The organism is Peristeroidobacter soli, from assembly GCF_004138485.1.
GTDB lineage: Bacteria > Pseudomonadota > Gammaproteobacteria > Steroidobacterales > Steroidobacteraceae > Steroidobacter > Steroidobacter soli.
Genome location: NZ_RYEV01000003.1, coordinates 235,745 through 260,255 on the forward strand (window position 1 = coordinate 235,745; position 24,511 = coordinate 260,255).

The window sequence follows — 24,511 nt, forward strand, 5'->3', positions numbered from 1 at the left end:
ATGAATGCATCGACCGAAGTCCCCAAGGTGGATGTCACCCTGCTCGGGGGCGGCCTGGCGGGACTGACGCTCGCCATTCAATTGCGCCGGCAGTTTCCTTCGCTGTCGCTGCGGATCATCGAGCGCCGCCGTCATCCCGTGCCGCCGGCCGCGCACAAGGTCGGCGAGTCGTCGGTGGAAATCGGCGCGCATTATTTCGACACGGTGCTCGGTCTCAAGGAGCATCTGATGAGCGCGCAGCTGAAGAAATTCGGCTTCCGCTTTTTCTTTTCCGAGGGTCGCGAGGACCTGGATGGCGTCACCGAGCTGGGCGCGAGCCGTTATCTCTCGACGCCGAGCTATCAACTCGACCGCGGCGTGTTCGAAAACTATCTGGGCGAGCACGTGCGCGAGCTGGGCGTCGAGTTCATCGATGGCGCGGTCGTGCGCGGTTTCGACGTCGGCACACAAGGCGCCGAGCATGTCGTGCGCTATGAAGTCGATGGCGAGCAACACGAAGTTCGGTCGCGCTGGCTGATCGATGCTTCCGGTCGCGCAGGCTTGCTCAAGCGCAAGCTCGGCCTGCAGCAGGACAATGCTCACAACGCCAACGCCATCTGGTTCCGCATCGGCACGAAGATCGATGTGGACGAGTGGTCGTCGGATTCGACCTGGCTGAATCGCTGCGATCCGCCGTATCGCTGGCTGTCCACCAATCATCTGTGCGGCGCAGGCTATTGGGCGTGGTTGATCCCGCTGTCGTCGGGCTCGCACTCCGTGGGCATCGTCTGCGACGCGGTCGCTCATCCGCTCGAGACCATGAACACGTTCGAGAAATCGCTCGAATGGTTCCGTGTGCATCAGCCGCGGCTCGCGCGGGAACTCGAGGGTAAGCAGCACCTGCTGCAGGATTTCTGTTTCCTGCGCAATTTTTCCTATGGCTGCAAGCAAGTGTTCTCGGGCGATCGCTGGGCACTGACCGGCGAAGCGGGCGTGTTCCTCGATCCGTTCTACTCGCCCGGCAGCGACTTCATCGGCATCAGCAACACGTACATCACCGATCTGATCGCCCGCGATCTGCAGGGCGAGCTGATCAATGGTCGGTCGCACGTGTATCAGCAACTGTATTTCTCGTTCTACGAGAGCACGCTGTCGCTGTACACGGATCAGTACGCCATGTTCGGCGATCCGGAAGTCATGCCGGTGAAAGTGATCTGGGACTACACGTATTACTGGGGCGTGCTGTGTCAGCTGTTCTTCCAGCGTCGCCTGACCGATCTGGCCAACCTGAGCCGGCTCTCGGATCACTTGAATCATTCGCGCGCCTTGAACGTGGCCATGCAGAACTTCATGCGCGAATGGTCGAAGCTCAGCGCGCGTCGCAACGACGCCGTGTTGCTGGATCAGGCCTCGCTGCCCTGGTTCGCGGAGTTGAATCGCGGCTTGCGTGACGATCTCGATGAGGAAGGGTTCCGCGCCCGGGTGATCGAGTACACCGGGTTGTTGAACTCGCTGGCCGCTGAAATCATCGAGAAGGCATGCGGCGAGCATCCGTCGCTCGACGCCAGCGCAGCGCGCAAGCTGTTGAGCGCCGTCCCGGCGACGGTATCGGAATCGCTGCTGTTTACGAAGGCAGCTTGAGCAGCACGGCGGCGCGACCTTCCGCCGCCACTGCGCCGTTGTGAGTGATTTTGAAGCTGTACTGCTGGCTGGATTCCGCCGACTGCAGACAGACCGCCTCGACGCGTAGCGCGCCAGCCAGCCCGTCGATGTAATCGCAGGTGAACGTCACCGATCTCAGCGCCACCAGCATGCCCGGTCGCGCTTGCCTGGGCGCAGCCCTCAACGCGCCGTGCACTGCCATCGCCTGCGCTCCGTATTCGCACAGGTGAAGCGCGCGCAGCTTGCCATCCACACGCAGCGGGTTTTCGGGATCGCGATGGGAGGCGGTTTCCAAAACGATGCGCGTGTCGTCCCACTCGACGATGTGCTCCCACAGGCACATGCCGCCTTGGTGAGGAATCAGCGCTGCGATGTCGTCACGTGCCATGAGTTTACGCGGGCCGGTCCTGCGCATCCCTGCGCCCCCGGCATTCGGGCATCCTGCCCAGCACCGGTCGGGTGAGCAGGAGGGCGAGCACGAAATTGGAGATCACGCCAATCGATACCGTCAAGCCGAGCGCTCGGAGCACCGGCAGTGACGACAGCGCGAGCAGCGCGAACACCATCAGCGTCGAGATCGAGCACACGAGCAACGCGTGCAGAGTCCGCCGCTGTTCCATGGGATCGTCGGCCGCGTGCTCGAAGAACAAGGCGTAGTCGAGGCCGAGACCGGCGGCGAGGATCAGCGCGATCAGATGAAACAACGTCATCGATACGCCCGCGGCCTGCAGGATGCCGATGATGAGCAACGTGGTCAGCGCCATCGGCGCGAGCACGCGATAGACGCGCGAGGCCTGACGCAACGAGAACATCACGACGCCGGCGAGCAGCACGGCCGCAATCGCCAGGCTCCACAGGATCTTGATGCGCTGATGGGTCACGAGCGTTTCGGACGCGTCCTTCGTGTCCAGCAACGTCACGCCTTCCCCGGCGCCGGCGGCGAAACGTTCCAGCGCCGCGACGTCTGCAACGCCGCTGAATGTCACGAGCGCGGTTGTGCGCTGAGTGGTCTTATCCTTCTCCCTGGCGTGCTGAGTCAGCAGCATTTCGACGCTCACGCCGAGCGGTGAGTCGCGCAACCGATCGACGGTCAGCAAGCGCAGATGCCGTGCCTTTTCCACGTCTTCGAGGAACGGTTCGAACACATCCGGTCGGAATGGTGTGTCTTTCACCGCCGCATCGATATCGGCGCGCAGCGTCGCCGGCTCGGGCAGGCGAGCTTGTCGTTGACGCTGCTTCTCCGCCGTCGGCACGTAGCGAGCGGCGTGGTCATAGCCGGTGATCGCGCCATCGGCGACCAGCTTCTGCAGCGGCTCGTCCAGCTGTTCCAGTTTCTTCAGCGCATATTCGGTGTCGGCGGCGTTGATGACCAGCAGATAGCGCACATCCGGCGTACCCAGCTCAGTGCGCAGCGCTTGATCCTGGATCAACAGTTCCTTGGGCAGCGGCGTGAGCTTGCTCAGATCGCTTTCCCACATGGGCTGTGGCGCGAGCACCATGGCGCCGATGGATAGAACGACGGCGACCACGCCGGCCCAGAGCGGGCGTGGCAGGTTTTCCATTCGTTGCCACAGTTTGCCCAGCCACACCGAGTCGCCGAAGTCGCGACCCTTCGTAGCCATCAGCGGCGGCAAGCCAAATCGGGTCGTCAGGCCGGCGACGGCCAGGCCCGCGACCGTGAAGCACGCGAGCTGTGCCAGCCCGATGACTCCGGAGAGCAGGAAGGTGACATAGGCGATGCACGTGCTGGCGACGCCCGTGGCAAGCGTCGGCCACAGCGCGCGAGCGGCTTCATCGGGCGATCGATTGGCATGCGCGTGGCTGAGCAAATGAATCGGATAGTCCTGCGCGACGCCGATCAGCGTGAAGCCGAATGCCAGCGTGATGCCATGAACCTCGCCGAATAGCGCACTCACGGCGGCGAGCCCCGCCAGGCCTGCGCTGGCGAGCGGCAATGAGCTCAATATGACCGCGCCGATGCTTCTATAAGCGACCAGCAACAAGATGATCATGCCCACCGTCGCGCCCGCGCCGAGCAATGTCGCTTCGCCGCGGGTCCGCTCTTCCATCATTACGGAGAATTTGCCGGCGCCGCTGAAAGTCAGCGTCACGCCGTCGTCACGTTTCAGGCGCTCGCCTTCCGCGTTCAATTGCTCGACCGCAAGACGTTGCTGATCGGGATCGAAAGCGGCAGCGCGCGTTTGAGCAATCAGCAGCGCCCGCTTGCCTTCGCGATCGAACCAGACATCGAACAACCGGTTGGGCTCCTGCATCGGCTGCCAACGCTGCAGGACCTTCAGCAACTCGAGCGTCGGATCGCGCGGCAGCCACGGTTCCAGGAAGGCGCCCGCCGGTGACGCCAGATCGCGCGCGCGTTCCTGCAGCTCCGAGTGCAGATACTTTTCATCGAGCGGCCGCTCGTCCAACGTCGTCGACAGCAAGTATCGGTACGCCAGCAACTCGTCCGGGACGCTGTCGAGAGAAATATCGCCGTTGGTGACGATGCGGAAGTACGGGCTCGATTGCAGAGTCTCGACCAGCGTGCGCGACGCGTCGGCAAGCTGCTCCGGCTCCGCGCCTTCCAATGCGATCACCATCACGCGCGATGCGGGGCCCTCGCCGATTTCTTCCAACAACAGCTGTTGTTCGGGCGTCGTCGGGCTGGGAAGAAACAAACGCAGATCGGTGCTGACTTGCAGCTGCCGTTGCACGAACCAGGTCAGACCGGCCAGCAGCACCAGCCAGATGAACAGGATCAATAAAGCCGAGCGGGTGAGCTTCATGCACCACAGCGCCGCTGCAAGGCGACCAAGGTCACATCGGTGGCAACGGGCTCCGCCGCGTTCGCGCCCAGAAGCAACACACTGGAGGCGCCATCGGCGGTCGTCATCGAAAAGCAGCGCGGATCGCTCTGGTGGCCGTTCACTTCGATCCGCTGCAAGCGGCGGCGAGCTTTGGTATCGGTCGGCGTGAGCTTCAGGGTCCACGCATCGTCATTGCCACTCATTTCGACGTCGAATGTCTTGCGCAGCGACGCGGCGTCGCCCGAAAGCATGGCCGAGAATCCCGACAACAGCCCCCGCAGCTCCGGCGCATGTTTCAAAGCGAAGCTGCGCGGCTTCTCGCCTTCGCGTTCCACTTTGACGGACTCGCCGCGAATGGAGGTGTGCTCGCGATAAGGCGTCGTGACCCGTCGATCCAGGCTCTCCGGTCCGGAATATCCCAGGTCGCCCGACACGATCAGCGGCGCCCGCAGCAGCTTCGAGAAGCGGACTTCGGTGAAGGAGACCGTGGCGGGCGCGGGCTTGGCCAGGCGGCCGATCAGCGTATCGGCGCTTTCAGTCTGGCCGGCGCTCCACGCCGTCAGGGGCGCGAGCAGCGCCAGAATGGTCAGGGCCAGGGATCGAATTGAGGTGCCAGAAATCATAGAAGTTGAACCAATTGTACGGCGCAGCGCGCGTGTAATGGGCCAGCCGGTCCGCATACCGTTGAATGATGGCATTGAGACTCGCCTCGCGGTTGGAGCGTTCCACGCGCACCGTGTCGGCGAACGCTTCGAAGTGCAGGTCGTAGCGATTGCCGCCGCGGTACAGGCCGAAGCACAGGACCACCGGCACCTTGAGTGCCGCCGCGATCTGCCACGGCCCGGTCGGGAACGGCGCGGGCTCGCCGAGGAAATTCGCGAGCGACACTTGATTGCCCGGCCGGGCGCGATCGACCAGCAAGGTGACCAGAGCGCCTTCGTCCACCGCTTCCTTGATCGCCAGCGCGGTGACCGTGCCGTCCTGGCGGGCATTGATGATGGAGCGCGCCAGCTCCGGATTGAACGCGTGCAGGAAGTTGGTCAGCGCCGCATTGTGTTCGACGTCCAGCACGACGCGCACTTTCACGTCTTTGCGCACCTCGCCCAGCACGCGCAAGGCATCGAAGCTGCCCAGATGCGAGCCGAAGATCAGCACGCCTTGTTTCTTGGCGAACTGGGCACGCAGGACGTCAAGGCCATGCACGCGGACATCGAAACGTTTGAAACTTTCGAGCAGCAGGAACAGGCGATCGAGGATGACGGAGGCGAAACAGTGGAACTGCTTCGCGACATCTTTCAGCGTGGCCTTGCGTCCCAGCACCCGCTGCAGATAGTCGCGTGAGGCGCGTCGTTCCGGCGCGCGCTTCAGCAGAAAGAACGCGGTGATGGGAAAGAGCACCAGGCGCGCGGCCGAGCGCCCGCACAGCCGCGCGAACAGGCTGATCAGTCGATAACCGAAGACCGAGCCGGCTTCGGGACGGTCGAGCCATTGCTGTTTCACGCCGCCGGTCCGTGGTCGCCGGCGGCGATTCGAAATAATCCCTGTGCGATCGCCGAACCGTCGCGGCTGAGGGTGAAGCGCAGCTCTGCGGCGTCCAGTTTCAATTGCAGATCCGCCGACTCCTCGGGCAGCAGCGGCGCGGTGAACTTGGCGTTGGGGAGCGCAACCACGCGCACCGGGCGCCGCAGCCAGCGCTCCGCTTCCTGCAGGACGCAGTCGAGCAGGACGACGCCGGGCACGATCGGCTGGCCCGGAAAATGGCCGGGCAGCGACGGATGATTCGCGTCGACCCGCAGAACGGTGGCGTGGGCGAGGGGGCTCATGTCGTTCAATGACGAGGGGCAGCGACGTTGCTGACCAGGCGCGGCATGGCCGCGAATACCTTCAGAAAAAAATCCAGCATGTTGCGATAGGGCTGCCGCGGAAAGCGGTGGCTGCGGTAAGCGTACTCAATCAGGAAGAAGGCCGCGACCAGCAAATATCCGATGAGGTTGGCGAACAGCGACCACCATTCCTCCGGCACCGTGACCGGCGGCGTGAGCCCGGCGGCCAGCAGCATGCCGCCGGGTGCGGCGAGCAGCCCCAACACCAGATTGGTCGCCGACAGGCTGACGAAAAAGAATGTCCAGGTGGCCGTCAGCTTGCGCGCGTACTCCAGCACGTCCGGCTCGGGCTCGCCGATGCCCCCGGGGCCGGACTCCATGACCCGGACCAGCTGTTCGATTAGCGGAACCTGTCCGGCGAGCAGCGTGCTGCCAAATACGCCCGCCATGAATCCTGGCACCAGCACCGGTGCGATATACAGCGGCAATGTCGCGTGCGTGGAACGTGATAACCACCACAGGCCCGCGACCACCGGTGGCAGCGCCAGCCAGGCCGCGACATTGCGTCGGCCGAGGGCCGGCACCATGGGCAGGACGATCAATAGCCCCAATGCAATGGCGATCAGGGTCACGTCGTTCAAAATGACGCCGAAGTGGGCGACGAGCGGGTACGCGAGCACCAGCACGGCCCGGCCAATCGCGGTAAACACTCGGGAGTCAACTGCCATCATCGCAGGCGCGAAGCATGCGCGTGTTGCCGAGCGCGAACAAGGCATCCACAATGGTCTGAATGGATTAGTGGGGGAGGATCAGTCGGCATGGCGGTGAAGATTGCTGTTCTGAAAGAAACTCGCGCCAACGAGAAGCGCGTGGCTCTGGTACCGGCGGTGGCTGACAAGCTGAGCAAGCTCGGGGCCGAGATCCATATGCAGGCCGGCGCGGGCGACGCCGTCAAGCTGCCGGATTCCGCATTCAAGAATGTGAAATTCAGCGCCGATCCCATCGAGCTGGTGCGCGACGCCGACGTGGTCGCGAGCGTGCAGCCGCCCGATGCCAGCATCGTGAATGCGATGAAGCCCGGCGCCATCCTGATTTCATTCATCTACGCGCACAAGGAAGTCGAGCTGACCCGGCTGTTGCGCGACCGTCATATCACGACGTTTGCCATGGAGCTGGTGCCGCGTATCACTCGCGCTCAGGCCATGGACGCGCTGTCGAGTCAGGCGGCGCTCTCCGGATATTACGCAGCGCTGCTCGGCGCGACCCATCTGGCGCGGATTCTGCCGATGATGACGACCGCCGTCGGTTCGATTCGTCCGGCCCGCACGCTGGTGATGGGCCTCGGTGTCGCAGGCCTGCAGGCGCTGGCAACGGCGCGTCGCTTGGGCGCGATGACCGAGGGTTACGACGTACGTCCTGAAACAAAGGAACAGGCCGAATCGCTCGGCGCGAAATTCGTCGATACCGGCGTCGACGCCCGCGGTGCAGGCGGTTATGCCCGCGAGTTGACGCCAGAAGAAAAAGACAAGATTGCCGGTGTCGTGACCAAGCACATTCAGCAGGCCGATATCATCATCACGACCGCGGCCATTCCGGGCCGGCCCTCGCCGAAGCTGATCAGCAAGGCGCAGGTCGATGGCATGAAGGCCGGCAGCGTGATCATCGACCTGGCCGCGGAGGGTGGCGGCAACTGTGAATACACGCAGCCGGGCGAGACGATACAAGTGGGTCAGGTGACCATCGTCGGCCCGCTCAACGTGCCGAGCATGCTGGGCGAGCACGCGAGCGAGCTGTACGCGAAGAACCAACTCAACCTGATCGAGCTGTTCGTCAAGGAAGGCGGCATCCGGCTCGACTGGACCGACGAGGTGATTGCCAAGACCGCGCTCACCCACGACGGCAAGATCGTCAACGAGGCTGCCCAGAAAATAATCGGCGCATGACTGTAGCCGTCAGGCCTTCCGGCTATTCATTAGTCATTAGTCACGAGTCACTTCGAGGAAAACCATGGACCTCGCTACCACGCTGACGGGCTTCGTAGCCCTGTACATCTTCATGCTCGCGGCCTTCACCGGTTACGAGATCATCGGTCGCGTGCCGGCCATTCTGCATACGCCGCTGATGTCCGGTTCGAACTTCGTGCACGGCATCGTCGTGGTCGGCGCGATGTACGCGTTGCTCAACGCGACCTCCACAGTGGAGCAGGTCATCGGCTTTGCCGGCGTGCTGCTCGGTGCGGGCAACGCGGCCGGCGGTTACGTCGTGACCGAACGCATGCTGGAAATGTTCAAACCCAGCGACAGGAAGGGCGCTGGCGATCAGAAGAAGGCATAACCGCCCATGAACCTCACTGCGCAGTTCGTCATCGACGCCAGCTATTTCGCCGCGGCGTTTCTGTTCATCTACGGCTTGAAGCGCATGTCGTCGCCAGTGACGGCGCGCTCGGGCATCGTGGTCGCCGGCGCGGGCATGCTGGTCGCGGTGCTCGCCAGCTTCCTTTATTACTTCGGCGTCAACGACGCAGCGCTGCCGCACTTGGGAACGAACGTGGTGCTCGCGGCGGTCGCGCTGGGGCTCGGTACCGCCTGGGCGTGGTGGAGCGGCAAACGGGTCGCGATGACAGCCATGCCGCAGATGGTCGCGCTCTACAACGGCATGGGCGGTGGCGCGGCGGCGTGTATCGCGGCGGTCGAGTTGTTACGAACCTCCGCGGTTCATCAAACGATTCCGCTGTTGCTGGCCGTCGTCGGTGCGTTGATCGGCGCGATCTCGCTGTCCGGTTCGTTGATTGCCTGGGCCAAGCTCAACGGCAACATCAACGGTGTGTGGCGCATCGGCGGTCAGCAGATTTTGAATGGCATCGTGTTTCTGGCGACGCTCGGTGTGGGCGCGTACATCGTGTTCGTCGCGCACGGTCACGCCGATCCGGCGGTGGTCGCGGCGTTCTTCATCGGCGCGCTGATCTTCGGTGTGATGATGACGATGCCGATCGGCGGCGCGGACATGCCGGTCGTGATCTCGCTATACAACGCATTCACCGGTCTCGCGGTCGGCTTCGAAGGCTACGTGCTGCAGAACCCCGCGCTGATGATCGCGGGCATGGTGGTCGGCTCGGCGGGTACGTTGCTCACGCTGTTGATGGCGAAGGCGATGAACCGCAGCGTGTCGAATGTGATCTTCAGCAACTTCGGCGCTGGCGGCGGCGAACAGCAGGGCGAGATCAAAGGCTCGCAGAAGCCCGCCGAAGCAGGCGATGCCGCGATCAACATGCGCTACGCGTCCAAGGTCATCATCGCGCCGGGCTACGGCCTGGCGGTCGCGCAGGCTCAGCACAAATTATATGAATTCGTGAAGCTGCTGACGGATGCCGGCGTCGAAGTGAAGTTCGCGATTCATCCGGTCGCCGGCCGCATGCCCGGCCACATGAACGTGCTGCTCGCCGAAGCGGGCGTGCCCTACGACATGATCTACGACCTGGAAGACATCAACGCCGAGTTCAAGGAAGCGGACGTGGCCGTGGTGATCGGCGCGAACGACACGGTGAATCCGGCGGCGCGCACCAACAAGTCGAGCCCCATCTACGGCATGCCGATTCTGAACGTGGATCAGGCCAAGCAGGTGTACGTCATCAAGCGCGGTCAGGGTAAAGGTTACTCGGGCGTGGAGAACGAGCTGTTCTTCGCCGACAACTGCAACCTGGTCTACGGCGATGCGCAGAAGGTGATGGTGGCGATGATCCAGGCGGTGAAGTCGCTGGAGGGCGGCGGGCACTAGGGTCTGTTAAACCGCAATAGCTCGTCGCAGCCCTCCCAATGAGTGTTGACAGGCCCTGGTCCTACATAAACGTTCCTTAATTGCCCCTCCCCGGGAGGGGCGGTACTCTGCCATTTCCTTTCTCGCGGGCTCGGAGCCGTGGCCAGAGTACTCATCATCGAAGACGACCGCGTGACCGCTGATGAAATCTGCGCCGAATTGCAGCGCTATGGGCTGGATACGGATTGGGTCGGGGACGGTGCCACCGGGCTGGAACGGGCGCGAGGGGGATTTTATGACGCGATCACGCTGGATCGCATGCTCCCCGGCATGGACGGTTTGACCGTCGTCACCAGGCTGCGGGAATACGGCGTGCAGACGCCGGTGCTGATGATCAGCGCCTTGTCCGATGCCGACGAACGAGTGCGCGGCCTGCGTGCGGGCGGCGACGACTATCTCACCAAGCCCTTCAATCCCGACGAAATGGCGGCCCGCATCGAAGTGCTGCTGCGTCGGCATGCCAATGTGTCGCGCCCCATGGCGCTGCGGGTCGGCGATCTGCAGCTGGATCTGATCGACCGTACCGCCCGGCGTGGCGAGGTGTTGCTGGATCTGCTGCCCACCGAATTCCGGCTGCTCGAATTCCTGATGCGTCATAGCGGCCGGGTGCTGACGCGCACGATGATCTTCGAGGCCGTCTGGGGCTATCATTTCGACCCCGGCACCAATGTGATCGAAGTTCACATCGGCCGACTGCGGCGCAAGCTCGATCCGCCGGAGCGGGAGCCGCTCATTCATACTGTTCGCGGAGTAGGGTACGTGCTTGAAGCTCGGTGAGCTGTCACGCATCAGCACAGTTCGATTGCTGCCGGTCTATGGCGTTCTGTTCGTGTTGTGGAGCGTGCTGCTGATCGGCTGGGTGCAGTACGACACCAAACGCTATCTGTCCGGCGTCGTCGACGAAATTCTGCGTCAGCGCGTTCATTACCTGAGTCACATCGACCGTGAGCGCCTGCCCGAGGCCATGGCGCAGACCGACGCGCTCGATCTGCGCGGTGTGATGCTCTACGGATTGTTCGATCCCCAGGGCAACAAGATCACCGGCAACATCGAGCACATTCCCGAAGGCGTTTCGCTCGACGGCGTCGTGCATGCGGTGCCCGGCGGCATCCAGCGGATCGGTGCTCCCGAACCCGTCAATGCACGCGGTCTCGCCAAGCAAGTCGAGGGCGGCGACGTGTTGATCCTGGCGCGCGCCACCAGCGTGCTCGACCAGGTCAACACCATCATCTTCCGCTCGTTGCTCTGGGGGCTCACGCTCACCATCATTCCCGGATTGATTGGCGGGCTGTGGCTGGCGCGAGGTCCGCTGCGACGGATTCGTGCGATCGAAACGGCCGCGCAACCCATCATGCGCGGCGATCTGCATCAGCGTCTGCCCGTCACCGGACGGCGCGATGAGCTCGACATGCTGGCCGGCATCGTCAATTCGATGCTGGAAGAAATCGAACGGTTGATGAGCGAAGTCAAAGGCGTCTGCGACAGCATCGCTCACGACTTGCGCACACCGCTGACTCGATTGCGCTCGCAATTGCATCGCATGCATCGCGAGGCGTCCGACAGCGCGCACGCCAGCGTCGTCGAGCAGGCGATTCTGGATGTCGACTCGTTGCTGGATCGATTCCGCGCGTTGTTACGAATCTCCGAGCTGGAAGACATGCATCGACGCGCCGGCTTCACCGAAGTGCATCTGGCGGGCACGCTGGATCATGTGCGCGAGATTTACACGCCGCTGGCGGAAGACAAGCACATCACGTTCTCTTTCGAGATTGCGCCGAATACTCCCACCGTGCGCGGCGATCCCAATCTGCTGCTCGAAGCCGTTTCGAACATCGTCGACAACGCGATCAAATTCACGCCGGCGGGCGGCAGCATACATTTACGTCTGCTGCCGGATGCCGATGCCGGCGCGCGCATCGATGTGATCGACAGCGGACCGGGCATTCAAAACTCGGAACGGGAAGCGGTTCTGCAGCGGTTTTACCGAGGTACTTGTAGTAACAAGGATGTCTCGGGCTCGGGGCTGGGCTTGTCGATCGTGGCCGCCATCGTCAAACTGCACGGGTTCAAGTTGCAGATCGTCGATAATCCGGCGGGTGGCGCCTGGCTGGCACTGATGTGTGGGCCGGCGCGCACGGGAGCTACCTAAAAAAGCTTTCATCTGCTGGAGACTATGGCGGGGGAAGCGCGGACCCATAATGGTCTTTCGTAGGTTGCTCTCGCCCGCATGCTCGGTATCGTCAAAATCGCTCTGCGCCGCCCGTACACGTTCATCGTACTGGCGTTGCTCATCCTCATCTTCGGCGTGCTTTCCATCATGCGCACGCCCACGGATATCTTTCCAAACATCCGCATTCCCGTGATCAGCGTGGTGTGGACGTATACCGGCTTGCCGCCCGACGGCATGGCGGGTCGTATCACCACGAACTTCCAGCGCTTCCTGACCACCGTGGTCAACGACATCGAGCACATCGAAGCCACGTCGTATACCGGCTTCGGCGTGATCAAGATTTTTTTCCAACCTAACGTCGATATCAACACGGCCAATGCACAGGTGACGGCGGCCGCGCAAACAGTTTTGCGCCAGATGCCGCAGGGCACGGTGCCGCCAAACATTCTGAACTACAGCGCGTCCACCGTCAGCATCCTGCAGCTGGCGCTGTCCGGCGAGGGCATGACGGAGCAGGAGCTCAGCGACCTGGGCATCAACTCCGTTCGTACCTCGCTGATCACGGTGCCCGGCGCTTCGATACCGTATCCGTTTGGCGGTAAGAACCGGCAGATCCAGATCGACTTGAACCCGGCGGCTCTGCAGGCGCGCGGCCTGTCGGGCACGGACGTCGCCAATGCGCTGGCGGCGCAGAACCTGATCACACCGGTGGGCACGCAGAAAATCGGCGGCTTCGAGTACGCCATCAATTTGAACAACAGCCCGTCCGCGATCGAGGATCTGGGCCGGCTGCCGATTCGACTGGTCGACGGCGCGATGGTTTATTTGCGCGATGTCGCTCACGTGCGCGACGGCAATTCGCCGCAGACCAATATCGTGCATGTGGCCGGCAATCGTTCGGTGCTGCTGTCGATATTGAAGAACGGTGCCGCCTCGACGCTGGCCGTGATCGAGGGCGTGAAGCAACAGATCGAGAAGGTGAAGGATCAGTTGCCCGAGTCGCTGCAGATCAAGCTCATCGGCGATCAATCCATTTTCGTTCGCAGCGCCATCACCGGCGTGGTCGCCGAGGGCGCCATCGCGGCGCTGCTGACCAGCCTGATGATCCTGCTGTTCCTGGGCAGCTGGCGCTCCACGGTCATCATCGCCATTTCGATTCCGCTGGCCATTCTCGGCTCGATCTTCCTGCTGGCGCTGACCGGCCAGACGCTCAACATCATGACGTTGGGCGGCCTGGCGCTGGCGGTCGGCATCCTGGTCGACGATGCGACCGTGACCATCGAGAACATCAACTGGCATCTCGAACACGGCAAGGACGTGAATACCGCCATCCTCGATGGCGCGGCGCAGATCGTGACGCCCGCGTTCGTCTCGCTGTTGTGTATCTGTATCGTGTTCGTGCCGATGTTCTTCCTCGAAGGCGTGGCGCGTTTCCTGTTCGTGCCCATGGCGCTGGCGGTGATCTACGCGATGGTGTGCTCGTTCATCCTGTCGCGCACGCTGGTGCCGACCATGGCGATGTATCTGCTCAAGCCGCACTCGCACGAGGATACGACCGCGCCGACGTCCAATCCGCTGGTGAAGTTCCAGCGTGGCTTCTCGGAGAAGTTCGAACGTTTCCGCGGCAACTATAAAGAGACTCTGACGATCGCGATGTCCCATCGGCGCGGCTTCGTCACCGTCTTCATGTTGTTCGTGGTCGCGTCGTTCGCGCTGGTGCCGTTCCTGGGACGCAATTTCTTTCCGTCGGTCGATGCCGGTCGCATCATGGTTCACTTCCGCGCGCAGTCCGGCACGCGGGTCGAGGAAACGGTGGCGATTTCGGCGCGCATCCAGGATGTCATCCGGCAAGTGATTCCGCCGCATGAGCTGGCGCTGGTGGTGGACAACGTCGGCATGCCGTTCTCCAGCATCAACATGACCTACAACAACACCGGCACCATCGGCACGATGGACGGCGATATCCAGATCACGCTGGAAGAAAATCACCGGCCCACCGCGGACTATGTGCGCAAGCTGCGTGAGGAACTGCCGAAACGATTCCCCGGCACGACGTTCTCGTTCACGCCGGCCGACATCGTCAGCCAGATCCTGAACTTCGGCACGCCGTCGCCCATCGATCTGCAGATTCGCGGCAACAACTTCGCGGCGAACTTCGCTTATGCCGAGGCGCTGCTCGCCGACATCAAACGGATTCCGGGCATCGCCGATGCGCGCATCCAGCAGGCACGTGGCCTGCCGACGTTCAATGTCGATGTCGATCGCACGCGTGCGCAGTACGCCGGCCTGACCGAGCGCGATGTCACAAACAGCATGGTGGTGAATCTCGCGGGCTCGGTACAGGTCGCGCCGACTTTCTGGCTGAACCCGAAGACCAATATTCAGTACCCCATCGTGATGCAGACGCCGCAGTATCAGATGGACGAGCTGAGCTCGCTGGAGACGCTGCCGATCACCGGCGCGAATTCCACAACGTCACATCTGCTCGGCGGCATCGCGGACATCAAGCGCACCACGTCGAGCGGCGTGGTCTCTCAATACAACATTCAGCCCATCGTGCAGATCTATGGCACCACACAGGGCACGGACCTGGGCGCGGTGTCCACGCAGATCCGCAAGATCCTGGATGCGCACGCCAAGGATCTGCCGAAGGGTTCGTCGGTGGCGCTGCTGGGCCAGGTGCGCACCATGGAGAGCTCGTTCTCGGGATTGATGTGGGGTCTGATCGGCGCGGTCGTGCTGATCTATCTGCTGATCGTCGTGAACTTCCAGTCGTGGAGCGATCCGCTGGTCATCATCAGCGCGCTGCCGGCGGCGTTGGCCGGCATCATCTGGATGTTGTTCACGACATTCACGACGCTGTCAGTGCCTGCATTGACTGGGGCGATCATGTGCATGGGCGTGGCTACCGCGAACAGCGTGCTGGTCATCAGCTTCGCGCGTGAGCGGCTGGAGGAGTTGGCCGATCCGGTCGCCGCCGCCATCGATGCGGGCTTCGTGCGTTTCCGTCCCGTGCTGATGACGGCCTTGGCCATGATCATCGGCATGGCGCCGATGGCGCTGGGTCTCGGCGACGGCGGTGAGCAGAATGCGCCGCTGGGTCGCGCCGTGATCGGTGGACTGATCTTCGCCACCATCGCCACACTCATTTTCGTTCCTGTCGTTTTCAGCATCGTGCACCGTAATTACGTTCGTAAGTCCGCGGAGCATCCGCAGCTCGCCGGAGAGCCCCATGCCGCCCACTGAGTCACATAGCGGATTGCGCCGCGCCGGCATCGTCATCGCCGTCATCGCTGTCGTCATCGTCGTCTCCGGCATCGGGATCCGCGTCAGCGACCATCGTCAGATGACCGAGTGGACCGACGAGCAGGCCATTCCGACGGTCGCGGTCGTCACGCCCACTCAAGGCGATGCCGATGCGCGGTTCGAGTTGCCAGGCCGGTTGGAAGCATTCGCGCGCGCCCCGCTGAATGCGCGGGTGTCGGGCTACTTGAAGACGTGGAAGGCCGATATCGGAACGCCGGTGAAGGCCGGCCAGCTGATCGCGGAGATCGAAGCGCCGGATATCGAGCAGCAGTTGCTGCAGGCGGAAGCGGATCTCGCCAGCGCCGAAGCGAATGCCGCTCTGGCGTCGAGCACCGCCAGGCGCTGGCAGTCGATGCTCGGTCGCGATTCTGTTTCCAAACAGGAAGTGGAAGAAAAGGTCGGCGATCTGGCGGCCAAGGAAGCATTGGCCAAAGCAGCGCGCGCCAATGTCGAGCGTTTGCGAACGATGCGCGGCTTCACTCGCATCGTGGCGCCTTTCGACGGGGTGGTCACGGCACGCAATACAGATATCGGTGAGCTGATTACCGCTGGCGGCGGCTCGGGTCGCGAGTTGTTCGTCGTTTCGGATACGCGAAAGTTGCGCGTGTATGTGAATGTGCCGCAGTCGTACGTGAGTCGGCTGAATACGCAAGCCAATGCGGTGATCACCGTGCCTGAGCATCCTGGCAGGGAATATTCCGCAGCGGTCGCCGCGTCGGCGGGTGCTGTGAATGTCGCGACCGGTACGACTCTCATGCAGCTCTCGGTCGACAACAAGGCGGGCGAGTTGCTGCCGGGCGGATATGCCGCCGTCAGCTTCGAGCTGGCGGGCGGGGCGAAAGCGTTGCGTGTGCCGGCCAGCGCATTGATCTTCGATCAGTCGGGGTTGCGAGTGGCCACTGTCGATGCGCAGAACCGCGTCGTCATGAAGCCCATCACCATCGCTCGCGATCATGGTGCCTTCATCGAAGTCGGCGGCGGCATCGAAGCCACCGACCGGGTCATTTCCACGCCACCGGATGGATTGATCGCAGGCAGCGCCGTACGTGTGCTGGAACCCACTGCGAAGGACGCAGATGCATCGTTGCCCAACGGCAAGCAAGGCAGTAATGCAAAGGGCTGAGTGGGTACGCGGCGGCGTGTTGGCCATGGCGCTGACGCTGGCTGGCTGCTCGTTCGCGCCCAAGCTCGAGCTGCCGGAGATTCCCGTTGCCGACGCTTACAAAGAGCCCGCGCCCTGGACGCAGGCCGCGCCGGCCGACCGGTTGCCGCGCGATTCGTGGTGGCTGCTCTACGGCGACGAGGAACTGAACCGTCTGCAGACGCAGCTCGTTCAGAACAGTCCCGATCTGCAAGCCGCGCTGGCGCGTTATCAGCAAGCGAAGGCGTATTCGGATCAGTTGCGTTCCGGTTTGTTTCCTTCGCTCAATGTGCGGGCCGATGGCGCTCGCGTGCGTCAATCCGAGACGCGTCCGCCGACGGGTCAAGCGGCGCCTCGTTACTACAATTCGTACGCGACCAGCGTCGAGGCGGCGTATGAAGTCGATCTCTGGGGGCGGGTTCGCAACGACGTGACCGCCGGCAAGCTCGAAGCGAGCGCGGCCGCCGCCGATCTGGAATCGGCGCGCCTCAGCCTTCAGGCACAACTGGCGGACTATTACATCGCGCTTTACGGCCTGGACCGCGAGGCGGCGCTGCTTGCGGATACGGTGACTGCCTACGATCGCGCGGTGTCGCTCACCAAGGAGCGGCACGACGCGGGCATCGTTTCGGGGTTGGACGTAGCGCGAGCTCAAACGCAGCTGGACACCGCGCGCTCGCAGGTTTCCCAGAACCAGGCACAGCGCGCGACGCTCGAGCATGCGATTGCCGTGCTTGTAGGCGAGTCACCTTCGCAATTTTCCCTGGAGCCTCGCTCCGTTCCCTTGCGGCTGCCACAGATACCAGGCGACGTACCGACCAATCTCCTGCAGCGCCGGCCGGACATCGCCTCCGCTCAGCGTCGCACGGCTGCTGCCAATGCCAGTGTCGGTGTGGCGCGCGCCGCCTATTTCCCGTCGATCACGCTGAACGGCGCTTACGGCTTCGAGAGCAATCGCTCCAGTGAGTGGCTGACCGCGCCCAATGCGGCCTGGTCCGTCGGTCCCTCGATCCTGCTCCAACTGCTCGATTTCGGTGGCCGTCGGGCGCGGGTGGAGCAGGCGAAAGCCGTGCTGGATGAGGCGGGCGCTACTTATCGCGGGGTGGTGTTAGGGGCGTTTCAGGAAGTCGAAGACAACCTGGCCCTGCTTTATCACTACGGCAACGCCGCGCAGTCCGAGCGTTCCGCCGTCACTTCGGCACAACAGTCGCTGGATTTCGCCATGAACCGCTATCGGGAAGGCGCAGTCAGCTACCTGGAAGTGGTTCAGTCTCAGACCACCGCGTTAACTACGCAGCGTGAGGCATTGGACCTGGAAACCAGGCAGTTACGGGCCAGCGTGGCGCTGATCCGCGCGCTCGGCGGGGGCTGGGAAGGCTGACCAACCCCGGCCCGTTGAATCTTTACAGGTGGGTCGCGTATCTTAGGATGTAGTGCCCCTTGCTGCGTCTTAAGTCGTGCAATCACAACTGTACAACTTGACCCAAGAGATCCTGCGGACCGATGTCTCAGGAATGCCCCTGGAGTGGATCGACTACCGGGATGCGGTACGGCTGTACCATACGGAACAGGTGGCATACACCTGTGGGACGCGGCTCTACCGGCTGCTCGGTGGCACCAACGCCCGCTCCGGATTGCAGACTGTCGTGGAAGTGAATTCCATCATCGCCACGGTCGGTCACACCCACAATCCCGGCAACCTGCGGCATGACTACACGCCGCCGTTGAACAACCAGACCTTGTTCAAGCGCGACGCGCACTTGTGCATGTACTGCGGGCAGCGCTTCCCGTCCAGTATGCTGTCGCGGGATCATATCCGGCCGCTCAGCCAGGGCGGGCTGGATCTGTGGACCAATGTGGTGACGGCTTGCCGTCGTTGTAACAACCAGAAGGCGTCGCTCACGCCTGAACAGGCCGGCCTGCAATTGATCGCCGTGCCGTTCAAGCCGACCTACGCCGAGTACATTTACTTGAAAGGCCGCCGGGTGCTGGCGGACCAGATGGAATATCTGCTGGCGCATTTCCCGCGCTCGAGTCCGTTGCACGCCCGTCTCAAATTGCAGTGTTGAATTCTGAATTCGTGGTCCAGCAGCCGGTGTATCTGATCGATGCATCGGTGTTCGTGTTCCGTGCCTGGCATTCCGTCCCGCTCGATCTGGTCGACCCGGACGGCAACGCCGTCAACGCACTCCATGGCTTCAGCCGCTTCCTCGGCGATCTGATCGAGCAGGTCCGCCCGCAGCACATGGCGGTCGCTTTCGATGCCAGCCTGGTCACGTCGTATCGCAAGCGTATCTACCCCGCCTACAAAGCCAATCGCGAGCCCGCGCCCGAGGATTTGAAGCGTCAGTTCCTGCAATGCCAGCGGGTCTGCGCGGGGCTCGGCATTGCCTCGTTCGTCAGCGGTGAATACGAGGCCGACGACGTCATCGGCACGCTTGCGACTCGCGCGCGAGCCGAGGGACGCAAGGTCGTGATCGTCACGCGGGACAAGGATCTTTCCCAGCTGGTGCGCCCTGGCGATGAGTACTGGGATTACATCAGCGATAAACGTTTCGGCTACGACCGGATCGCCGATCGCTTCGGCGTGCAGCCTGAACGGATGGCTTGCTTCCTGGCCTTGATGGGAGATGCGGTCGACAACATTCCCGGCGTGCCCGGCGTCGGCCGCAAGACCGCGTCCACGTTGTTCTATCATTTCGAGTCGTTGACGCATCTCTATGACGACCTGGACCGCGTGCTGAAGATCAAGCTGCGCAATGCCGGCTTCGTATGCGGCCAGCTGCGTGACCATCGCGAGTCCGCGTTTCTCGCCCGGCAGCTCACCGAAATAGCCTGCGATATGCCGCTCGATGTCGAGCTGGAGCAGCTGCGTCGCCGGCCACCCGATCTGAGCGAGCTCAACCGGCTCTACGACACCGTCGGCTTCGGTCGCCTGCTGCGCAATCAGGCCGAACGCATCATCGCGCTCAGCTAGGGCCTGTTCACAGGCCCTAGCGCATTTCGCCCGGCTTCGGGCACGCGATTGAGGACGCAAAACCCACTAATCCGGCGGTTCGCGCCGGCGCGCCAATCGCATGCTGGCGGCTTCCAACCAAGGAGCTGTCATGCGAGTTGCCGCAATCGTGTTCGGGTTGTCGCTGTTGACGAAGGCCGTCGGGGCGTCGGCCGCGATTTACCGCTGCGCCGGTGAGAATGGGCCGGTGTATTCGGATCAGCCGTGCGGGGCCCATGCCAATCGCCACGAAATCGACGACAGTCGAGTGACTGTCTATACGCCACCACCGGCGGAGAAAGGCCGCGCCGTGCCGGCGACGCCGGCCAAACCAGCAAAAAACAAGCGTGCCAGAGCCGCGCGTCCTCCCGATCCCGCCAGGCACGAAGCGGCCTGCGCCAAGCTGGCGCAGGCATTGCGTGACGTGCGTACCAAGATGCGTACCGGCTACGGGGCCAAGGAGGGCGAGCGCTTGAAGGAGCGCCGTCGCCAGCTCGAGGAGCGGCGACGGATCGAAAAGTGTGGTTGACGAAACTTCCACCGCTTGTGAGGTAGTACCAGCGGCGTGTGCTGTGAGCGCATAATGTCGGCGTACGGAGTCAGCCACACCTCAGCAAGTAATAAGCAACGGCATAGTCAGGGGGTCGTCATGGTTGCGTTTGCTACTACACACATGGGATTGAAACGAATTGCGGCCGGCCTGCTGGCGGCGGTCTGGTTGCTGGCCGCGCCACTGGCGGCGCAGGCGCAGGACGACAAGGCCGTGGACGACCTGATGGCTCAGGCGAACAAGGCCATGCAGAAGGGTCAGCCGCGCGATGCGGAGAACCTGCTGCGCAAGGCGATCGAAGCAGCACCCACTCGCTCGGATCTGTACGCGCTGCGTGCACGCGCGCGCGACTCTTCGGGCAAGTTCGACGCCGCGCTCGAAGACGCCAACAAATACATCGAGCTGGAGCCGAAGGACGCGTACGGTTACCTGACCCGCTCGCGCATCTACGTGTCGCTGGACAAGCCGGAAATGGCGCTGGCCGATGCCAGCAAGGCCATCGAGCTGGAGCCCAATGAGCCGGATGGCTACTACCGCCGCTCGGACATCTATCGCGACATGAACAAGGACGCCGAGGCCAAGGCGGATGAGAAGAAGGCCGAGGCGCTGGAGAAGCGATAGTCGGATGCCGGCCGATCGGGCGGCCCGAGAGCGCCGCCCGGTGAGCCTCGGTTCTAGCGGGGCGTAGTGGCCACCCGGAACACCGGATACAGGTTGTAACGCTCGTCCCACGACGAGTGGCGTCGATAGAAGAAGTCCAGCCGGGCGTTCGGATCGGCCGCGAACTTCGGATCGTCCAGGCGGCGCTCGAATTCACGGCGCAGCGCCGGATCCTTCTTCAGCATTTCTTCGGCCACTGCCTCGGCCACGTACGCTTCCATATATTCCTTGCGCTCGAACGCGGTGGCGAAATAACCCCAGCTCACCAGCGAGTCCGGATCGCGGGGTTCGAGCAGGGTCATCGCCAGCTCCGACCTGGCTTGCGCGATCGGCACGAACAGCGCGCCCGCGGCCACATCCCGCTTTTCCCTGGTCCAGTCGCCCTCGACCGAGAAGTTGCTGCGACCCTCAAAAGTCGAGCTGTCCATTGCCGCCTTGGTGGCACGAAACACTTCGACATCCGCTCCGGTCTGCGCCTGAGCGACCGTACGAAACTCGATGCCGTGCAGGGTGAGCTTCTCGGCGACCATGTGCGCATGGCTCGGCGGAACCAGATATCCGCCACGCGGCGCGCTCACGGTGATGGCCGGCTGAACTTCATCCCGCAACGGAATGCGCCAGATTTGTGGACGCTTATCGTTGTAACGGGTCATCAGCGCGCCCGACACCGCCGAAGGCACGCGCTCATACTCGTAGCCGCGAAAGTCGATCGTCTTGACGTGCGGCGTGTTCGTGTACGTGATGTTTGCGGTGGATCCACCGATGCCTGCCGATTCGCGGTCGGCCGCTTGTGCCGCTGCCAGCCACTGCCTGCCGTCGCGCGCCGCCATTTCCATCAAGGAAATGATGGTGTGATGAGTGATGCGCACGCGGGTGGGATAGTCCTTCCACGAATGCGTTTCCACCAGGATGCCGAGGCGGTTGCGGCTGGCCCAGTACGCTTGTGAGAAACGTTTCGGGCCGACGGCCACGGCGAAACCCGACGTCGGGTCGTCGTCCTTGAGGAACGAGGGATAGAAGTCGACCGGCAGCGAGCCCTTTTCGGTGGCGCGCTTCATCAGTTCGTCGCGCACGGCCACGGCGACCTGGCGGATGGGTTCGCGCCCGGCCAGCGTCGGTGCGACGCTGTAAGAGATGTCGTGCTCGAACTTCGCGCCGTCGGTGACGTGCAGGTCGACATACAGGATCGGATCCCACTCGCCCAACAGACGCAGCATCGCTTGCATCTCGGGCGCCTCGGCCTTGACGTAGTCGCGATTCAAATTGAGGTTCTGGGAGGTGACGCGCCAGCCCATTGCTTCCGGGCCCACCTGATTGGGGCGATTCCAGCGGCCGAAGCGTTCATGGCCGTCGACGTTGAACACCGGCACGAACACCAGCGTCGCGGTCTTCAGTGCATCCTTGGCCAGCGAGCCCTCGAGCATCTGGCGCAAGGCGAGGAAGCCCGCGTCCTTGCCATCGATCTCGCCGGCGTGAATACCGCCCTGCATGAGCACGACCGGCCGCCCGGCGCGATGCGCGGCGGTGGCGTCGAGCGTGCCATCGGCAGAGGCGGCCAATGCCAGCATGGGCCGGCCTTCGGGCGTGCGGCCGAACTCGAAACAGCGCACCTGCTGCGGCCACTGTTGCTGGAAGGCCGGACACAGGCGTTCGACTTCCTCGTAGCGGCCGGTGCGCTTGTTACCGGACTGCTCGGCGACGGTGCGCAGGGAACTGGTACTCGGCGCGGCGACCGCTGCCACCTGGATGATCGAACAGATGAGCAGGGCGAGCGCGCTGGTTTTATGACCCATCATTAGTCAGTTCCTGTACGGGCAGGTGCGCAAGACTACTGTATTGGCCGGTCTGAATCTGTCTCGTTTCCTGCGCCGGAGGCGCTAAAATTACGCGTCGGCCGCCGATGTGGTCCATTGGGGCGGTCGTCCGGAGTGCGCCTTGAAACTGAGCAGATCGAACGGGGATGCGGCAACGACGCTGCATGAAGTTGGCTGTGTGTTGTTACAGCCGGACGAGCTGGCGGCGGAGTGCCGCGTCGAGCTCGCTGACCTGGGCAAGCTGGCGCCCACCTGGAATCAGTTGCCTCGCGACGCGTATCTGCGCGACGGCGGTCGCTATCGGTCGCGGCGTCACAGTTGTTTCATTCAAGAGCAGGGCAATGGGCTGCAGCTCGTTCCTCATCGCGCGCACTGGCAGCCCACCGAGTACAACGCGCTTCACGGCGGCATGGAGCGCTGGTTCGAGCCCATGACCGCCGAGGTGCTGCAGGCGCCGGCGTGGAATCAGCTCATTAGTGGACTTGCCCGGCTGTTCGCGCGCGCGCGGCCTGTGCCGCGCTGGTATATCGAAGCTCATCAGTTTCGTATCGATACCGCCGAAGGCATCGGCCGGCCGACGCCGGAAGGCGCGCATCGCGACGGCGTCGATTACGTCGCCGTGATTCTGGTGAATCGTTTCAATGTGCGCGGCGGTGAGACGCGCGTGTTTGAAGCTGAGGGTACTTCCGGCGTGCGCTTCACCATGAGCGCGCCGTGGTCGGCGCTCCTGCTGGACGACGCGAAGGTGATTCACGAGACCACGCCGATCCAGAACGACGGCCCGGGCGGCGTGCGGGACACCTTGGTGGTCACGTTCCGCGAGCGCGGGTTCCAGGCGCCCGGGGCTTGAGCGCGCGTTATTGAATCACCAGTGCCCGAATGCGGCGGGCGCTCGGGCCTCCGGGCTCGCCGGGTGCGCTGGTACAATGGCTCGTCGCTGAACCAGGTAGCCGCTCATGTCCACGTTCGCCGCCCGACTGCATCAGAAAATCGTCGAACACAGCCCGCTGTGTGTCGGCATCGATCCTTCGGCGGCACTGCTCAAATCCTGCAATCTGCCGGACACGCCCGACGGTGCGTTCGAGTTCGGCAAGCGCGTGCTGGAGGCGGCCGAATTCCGTATCTCGCTGCTCAAACCTCAGTCGGCGTTCTTCGAGCGTTTCGGCAGCGCCGGGTTGCAGGCGGTCGAAGAGCTGACGACGCTTGCACGCAGTCGCGAAGTGCTGGTGCTGCTCGATGGCAAGCGCGGCGATATCGATACCACGGGTGCCGCTTACGCTGAGGGTTATTTCTCATCGACGACCACGCTGCGCGTCGATGCGGTCACGACTCATGTGTATCTCGGCCTCGCCGCGCTCGATCCGTTCCTGGACATTGCCGTGCGCGCCGAAGGCGGCGTGTTCGTCGTCGTGCGTTCCTCCAATCCAGAAGGCCGCGAGTTACAAACGGCTCGCCTGGCCAATGGCGAAACTGTCGCTCAGAACCTGTGTCGCGAGATCACTGCCCGCAATCGCAAGCAGGGGGAAGGGCTGCAGTACATCGGTGCCGTCGTCGGTGCCACTTGTGACGATGCTGCCGAGACCGTGGATGCTTTGCCGCAGTCCTTCATTCTCGCGCCGGGCGTCGGTGCGCAAGGCGCAACCATTCAGGATGTGTTGAAGCGCATGCCCTCGGCGCGCGGTCGCGTGTTGCCGAATGTTTCCAGAGCGATCCTGGCGAATGGCGGCTCGGTCTCTGATATCAGAACCACCATCCGCAGCTTGCAGGAACAAGCCCGCGGACTGCTGTAGCCCA

The 24,511-nt window shown here is 63.1% G+C and carries 22 protein-coding genes; 15 read left to right on the forward strand and 7 right to left on the reverse strand.

Translation table 11 applies throughout. The annotated features are described in order from the left end of the window. Nucleotides 1-1,620 carry an NAD(P)/FAD-dependent oxidoreductase gene (locus tag EKO19_RS09865; RefSeq protein WP_129776262.1) on the forward strand — a complete coding sequence of 540 codons (1,620 nt, stop codon included), beginning with the start codon at nt 1-3 and terminating at the stop codon, nt 1,618-1,620. Here the strand turns inward: EKO19_RS09865 and EKO19_RS09870 are convergent. From EKO19_RS09870 to EKO19_RS09895, 6 genes are read right to left on the reverse strand one after another with little or no spacing between them, the layout of a single operon-like run. Further along, complete coding sequence (locus EKO19_RS09870; RefSeq protein WP_217705236.1) at nt 1,604-2,029, reverse strand: hypothetical protein; 426 nt, start codon at nt 2,027-2,029, stop codon at nt 1,604-1,606. The genes EKO19_RS09865 and EKO19_RS09870 overlap by 17 nt on opposite strands. 4 nt (nt 2,030-2,033) lie before the next feature. Then, entirely contained in the window at nt 2,034-4,424 is a 2,391-nt protein-coding gene (locus EKO19_RS09875; protein ID WP_129776264.1) for an MMPL family transporter, read from the reverse strand. Next, nucleotides 4,421-5,068, reverse strand: a complete 648-nt coding sequence (locus tag EKO19_RS09880) for a LolA-related protein (RefSeq protein WP_129776265.1) — start codon at nt 5,066-5,068, stop codon at nt 4,421-4,423. The genes EKO19_RS09875 and EKO19_RS09880 overlap by 4 nt, the downstream gene beginning before the upstream one ends. After that, nucleotides 4,980-5,945, reverse strand: a complete 966-nt coding sequence (locus EKO19_RS09885; protein WP_129776266.1) for an LpxL/LpxP family acyltransferase — start codon at nt 5,943-5,945, stop codon at nt 4,980-4,982. The genes EKO19_RS09880 and EKO19_RS09885 overlap by 89 nt, the downstream gene beginning before the upstream one ends. Beyond that, nucleotides 5,942-6,268, reverse strand: coding sequence for an ApeI family dehydratase (locus tag EKO19_RS09890; RefSeq protein WP_129776267.1), 327 nt, complete (start codon nt 6,266-6,268; stop codon nt 5,942-5,944). The genes EKO19_RS09885 and EKO19_RS09890 overlap by 4 nt, the downstream gene beginning before the upstream one ends. A 5-nt stretch (nt 6,269-6,273) precedes the next feature. Next, nucleotides 6,274-6,954, reverse strand: coding sequence for a COG4648 family protein (locus tag EKO19_RS09895; protein WP_129776268.1), 681 nt, complete (start codon nt 6,952-6,954; stop codon nt 6,274-6,276). 132 nt (nt 6,955-7,086) lie between these two features. On the opposite strand from EKO19_RS09895, the gene EKO19_RS09900 reads away from it, so the two are divergent. The 12 genes from EKO19_RS09900 to EKO19_RS09955 all read left to right on the forward strand — a co-directional run bounded on the left by EKO19_RS09900 (nt 7,087) and on the right by EKO19_RS09955 (nt 20,864). Then, a complete protein-coding gene (locus EKO19_RS09900; protein WP_129776269.1) occupies nt 7,087-8,211 on the forward strand; it encodes an NAD(P) transhydrogenase subunit alpha in 1,125 nt (374 codons plus the stop codon). Nucleotides 8,212-8,275: 64 nt separating this feature from the next. Then, nucleotides 8,276-8,602, forward strand: a complete 327-nt coding sequence (locus tag EKO19_RS09905; RefSeq protein ID WP_129776270.1) for an NAD(P) transhydrogenase subunit alpha part 2 — start codon at nt 8,276-8,278, stop codon at nt 8,600-8,602. Nucleotides 8,603-8,608: 6 nt separating this feature from the next. After that, complete coding sequence (locus EKO19_RS09910; RefSeq protein WP_129776271.1) at nt 8,609-10,042, forward strand: NAD(P)(+) transhydrogenase (Re/Si-specific) subunit beta; 1,434 nt, start codon at nt 8,609-8,611, stop codon at nt 10,040-10,042. Nucleotides 10,043-10,180: 138 nt separating this feature from the next. Continuing rightward, nucleotides 10,181-10,858 (forward strand): response regulator transcription factor, encoded by a 678-nt coding sequence (locus EKO19_RS09915; RefSeq protein WP_129776272.1) that lies wholly within the window; start codon nt 10,181-10,183, stop codon nt 10,856-10,858. Next, nucleotides 10,845-12,230: a sensor histidine kinase gene (locus EKO19_RS09920; RefSeq protein ID WP_129776273.1), complete on the forward strand. Its 1,386-nt coding sequence runs from the start codon at nt 10,845-10,847 to the stop codon at nt 12,228-12,230. The genes EKO19_RS09915 and EKO19_RS09920 overlap by 14 nt, the downstream gene beginning before the upstream one ends. Nucleotides 12,231-12,308: 78 nt before the next feature. Then, nucleotides 12,309-15,497, forward strand: coding sequence for an efflux RND transporter permease subunit (locus EKO19_RS09925; protein WP_129776274.1), 3,189 nt, complete (start codon nt 12,309-12,311; stop codon nt 15,495-15,497). Then, a complete protein-coding gene (locus tag EKO19_RS09930; protein ID WP_129776275.1) occupies nt 15,484-16,680 on the forward strand; it encodes an efflux RND transporter periplasmic adaptor subunit in 1,197 nt (398 codons plus the stop codon). The genes EKO19_RS09925 and EKO19_RS09930 overlap by 14 nt, the downstream gene beginning before the upstream one ends. Next, nucleotides 16,667-18,079: an efflux transporter outer membrane subunit gene (locus EKO19_RS09935; protein WP_129776276.1), complete on the forward strand. Its 1,413-nt coding sequence runs from the start codon at nt 16,667-16,669 to the stop codon at nt 18,077-18,079. Before EKO19_RS09930 ends, EKO19_RS09935 begins: the two co-directional genes overlap by 14 nt. A 133-nt stretch (nt 18,080-18,212) precedes the next feature. Next, complete coding sequence (locus EKO19_RS09940) at nt 18,213-18,767, forward strand: HNH endonuclease (RefSeq protein WP_129777339.1); 555 nt, start codon at nt 18,213-18,215, stop codon at nt 18,765-18,767. Next, nucleotides 18,761-19,675 carry a 5'-3' exonuclease gene (locus tag EKO19_RS09945; protein WP_129776277.1) on the forward strand — a complete coding sequence of 305 codons (915 nt, stop codon included), beginning with the start codon at nt 18,761-18,763 and terminating at the stop codon, nt 19,673-19,675. The genes EKO19_RS09940 and EKO19_RS09945 overlap by 7 nt, the downstream gene beginning before the upstream one ends. Before the next feature lie 130 nt (nt 19,676-19,805). Beyond that, a complete protein-coding gene (locus EKO19_RS09950; protein ID WP_129776278.1) occupies nt 19,806-20,222 on the forward strand; it encodes a DUF4124 domain-containing protein in 417 nt (138 codons plus the stop codon). 120 nt (nt 20,223-20,342) lie between these two features. Continuing rightward, nucleotides 20,343-20,864, forward strand: a complete 522-nt coding sequence (locus EKO19_RS09955) for a tetratricopeptide repeat protein (protein ID WP_175597009.1) — start codon at nt 20,343-20,345, stop codon at nt 20,862-20,864. Between the two features lie 53 nt (nt 20,865-20,917). On the opposite strand, the gene EKO19_RS09960 is transcribed toward EKO19_RS09955, so the two are convergent. Continuing rightward, nucleotides 20,918-22,699 (reverse strand): M14 family metallopeptidase, encoded by a 1,782-nt coding sequence (locus EKO19_RS09960; RefSeq protein WP_129776280.1) that lies wholly within the window; start codon nt 22,697-22,699, stop codon nt 20,918-20,920. A 139-nt stretch (nt 22,700-22,838) separates the two neighbouring features. On the opposite strand from EKO19_RS09960, the gene EKO19_RS09965 reads away from it, so the two are divergent. Both EKO19_RS09965 and pyrF read left to right on the forward strand, forming a co-directional pair. Next, on the forward strand, nt 22,839-23,567 hold the full coding sequence (locus EKO19_RS09965; RefSeq protein ID WP_129776281.1) for a 2OG-Fe dioxygenase family protein: 729 nt from the start codon (nt 22,839-22,841) through the stop codon (nt 23,565-23,567). A 106-nt stretch (nt 23,568-23,673) separates the two neighbouring features. Then, nucleotides 23,674-24,507: an orotidine-5'-phosphate decarboxylase gene (gene pyrF / locus EKO19_RS09970; protein WP_129776282.1), complete on the forward strand. Its 834-nt coding sequence runs from the start codon at nt 23,674-23,676 to the stop codon at nt 24,505-24,507. Nucleotides 24,508-24,511 lie beyond the last annotated feature (4 nt).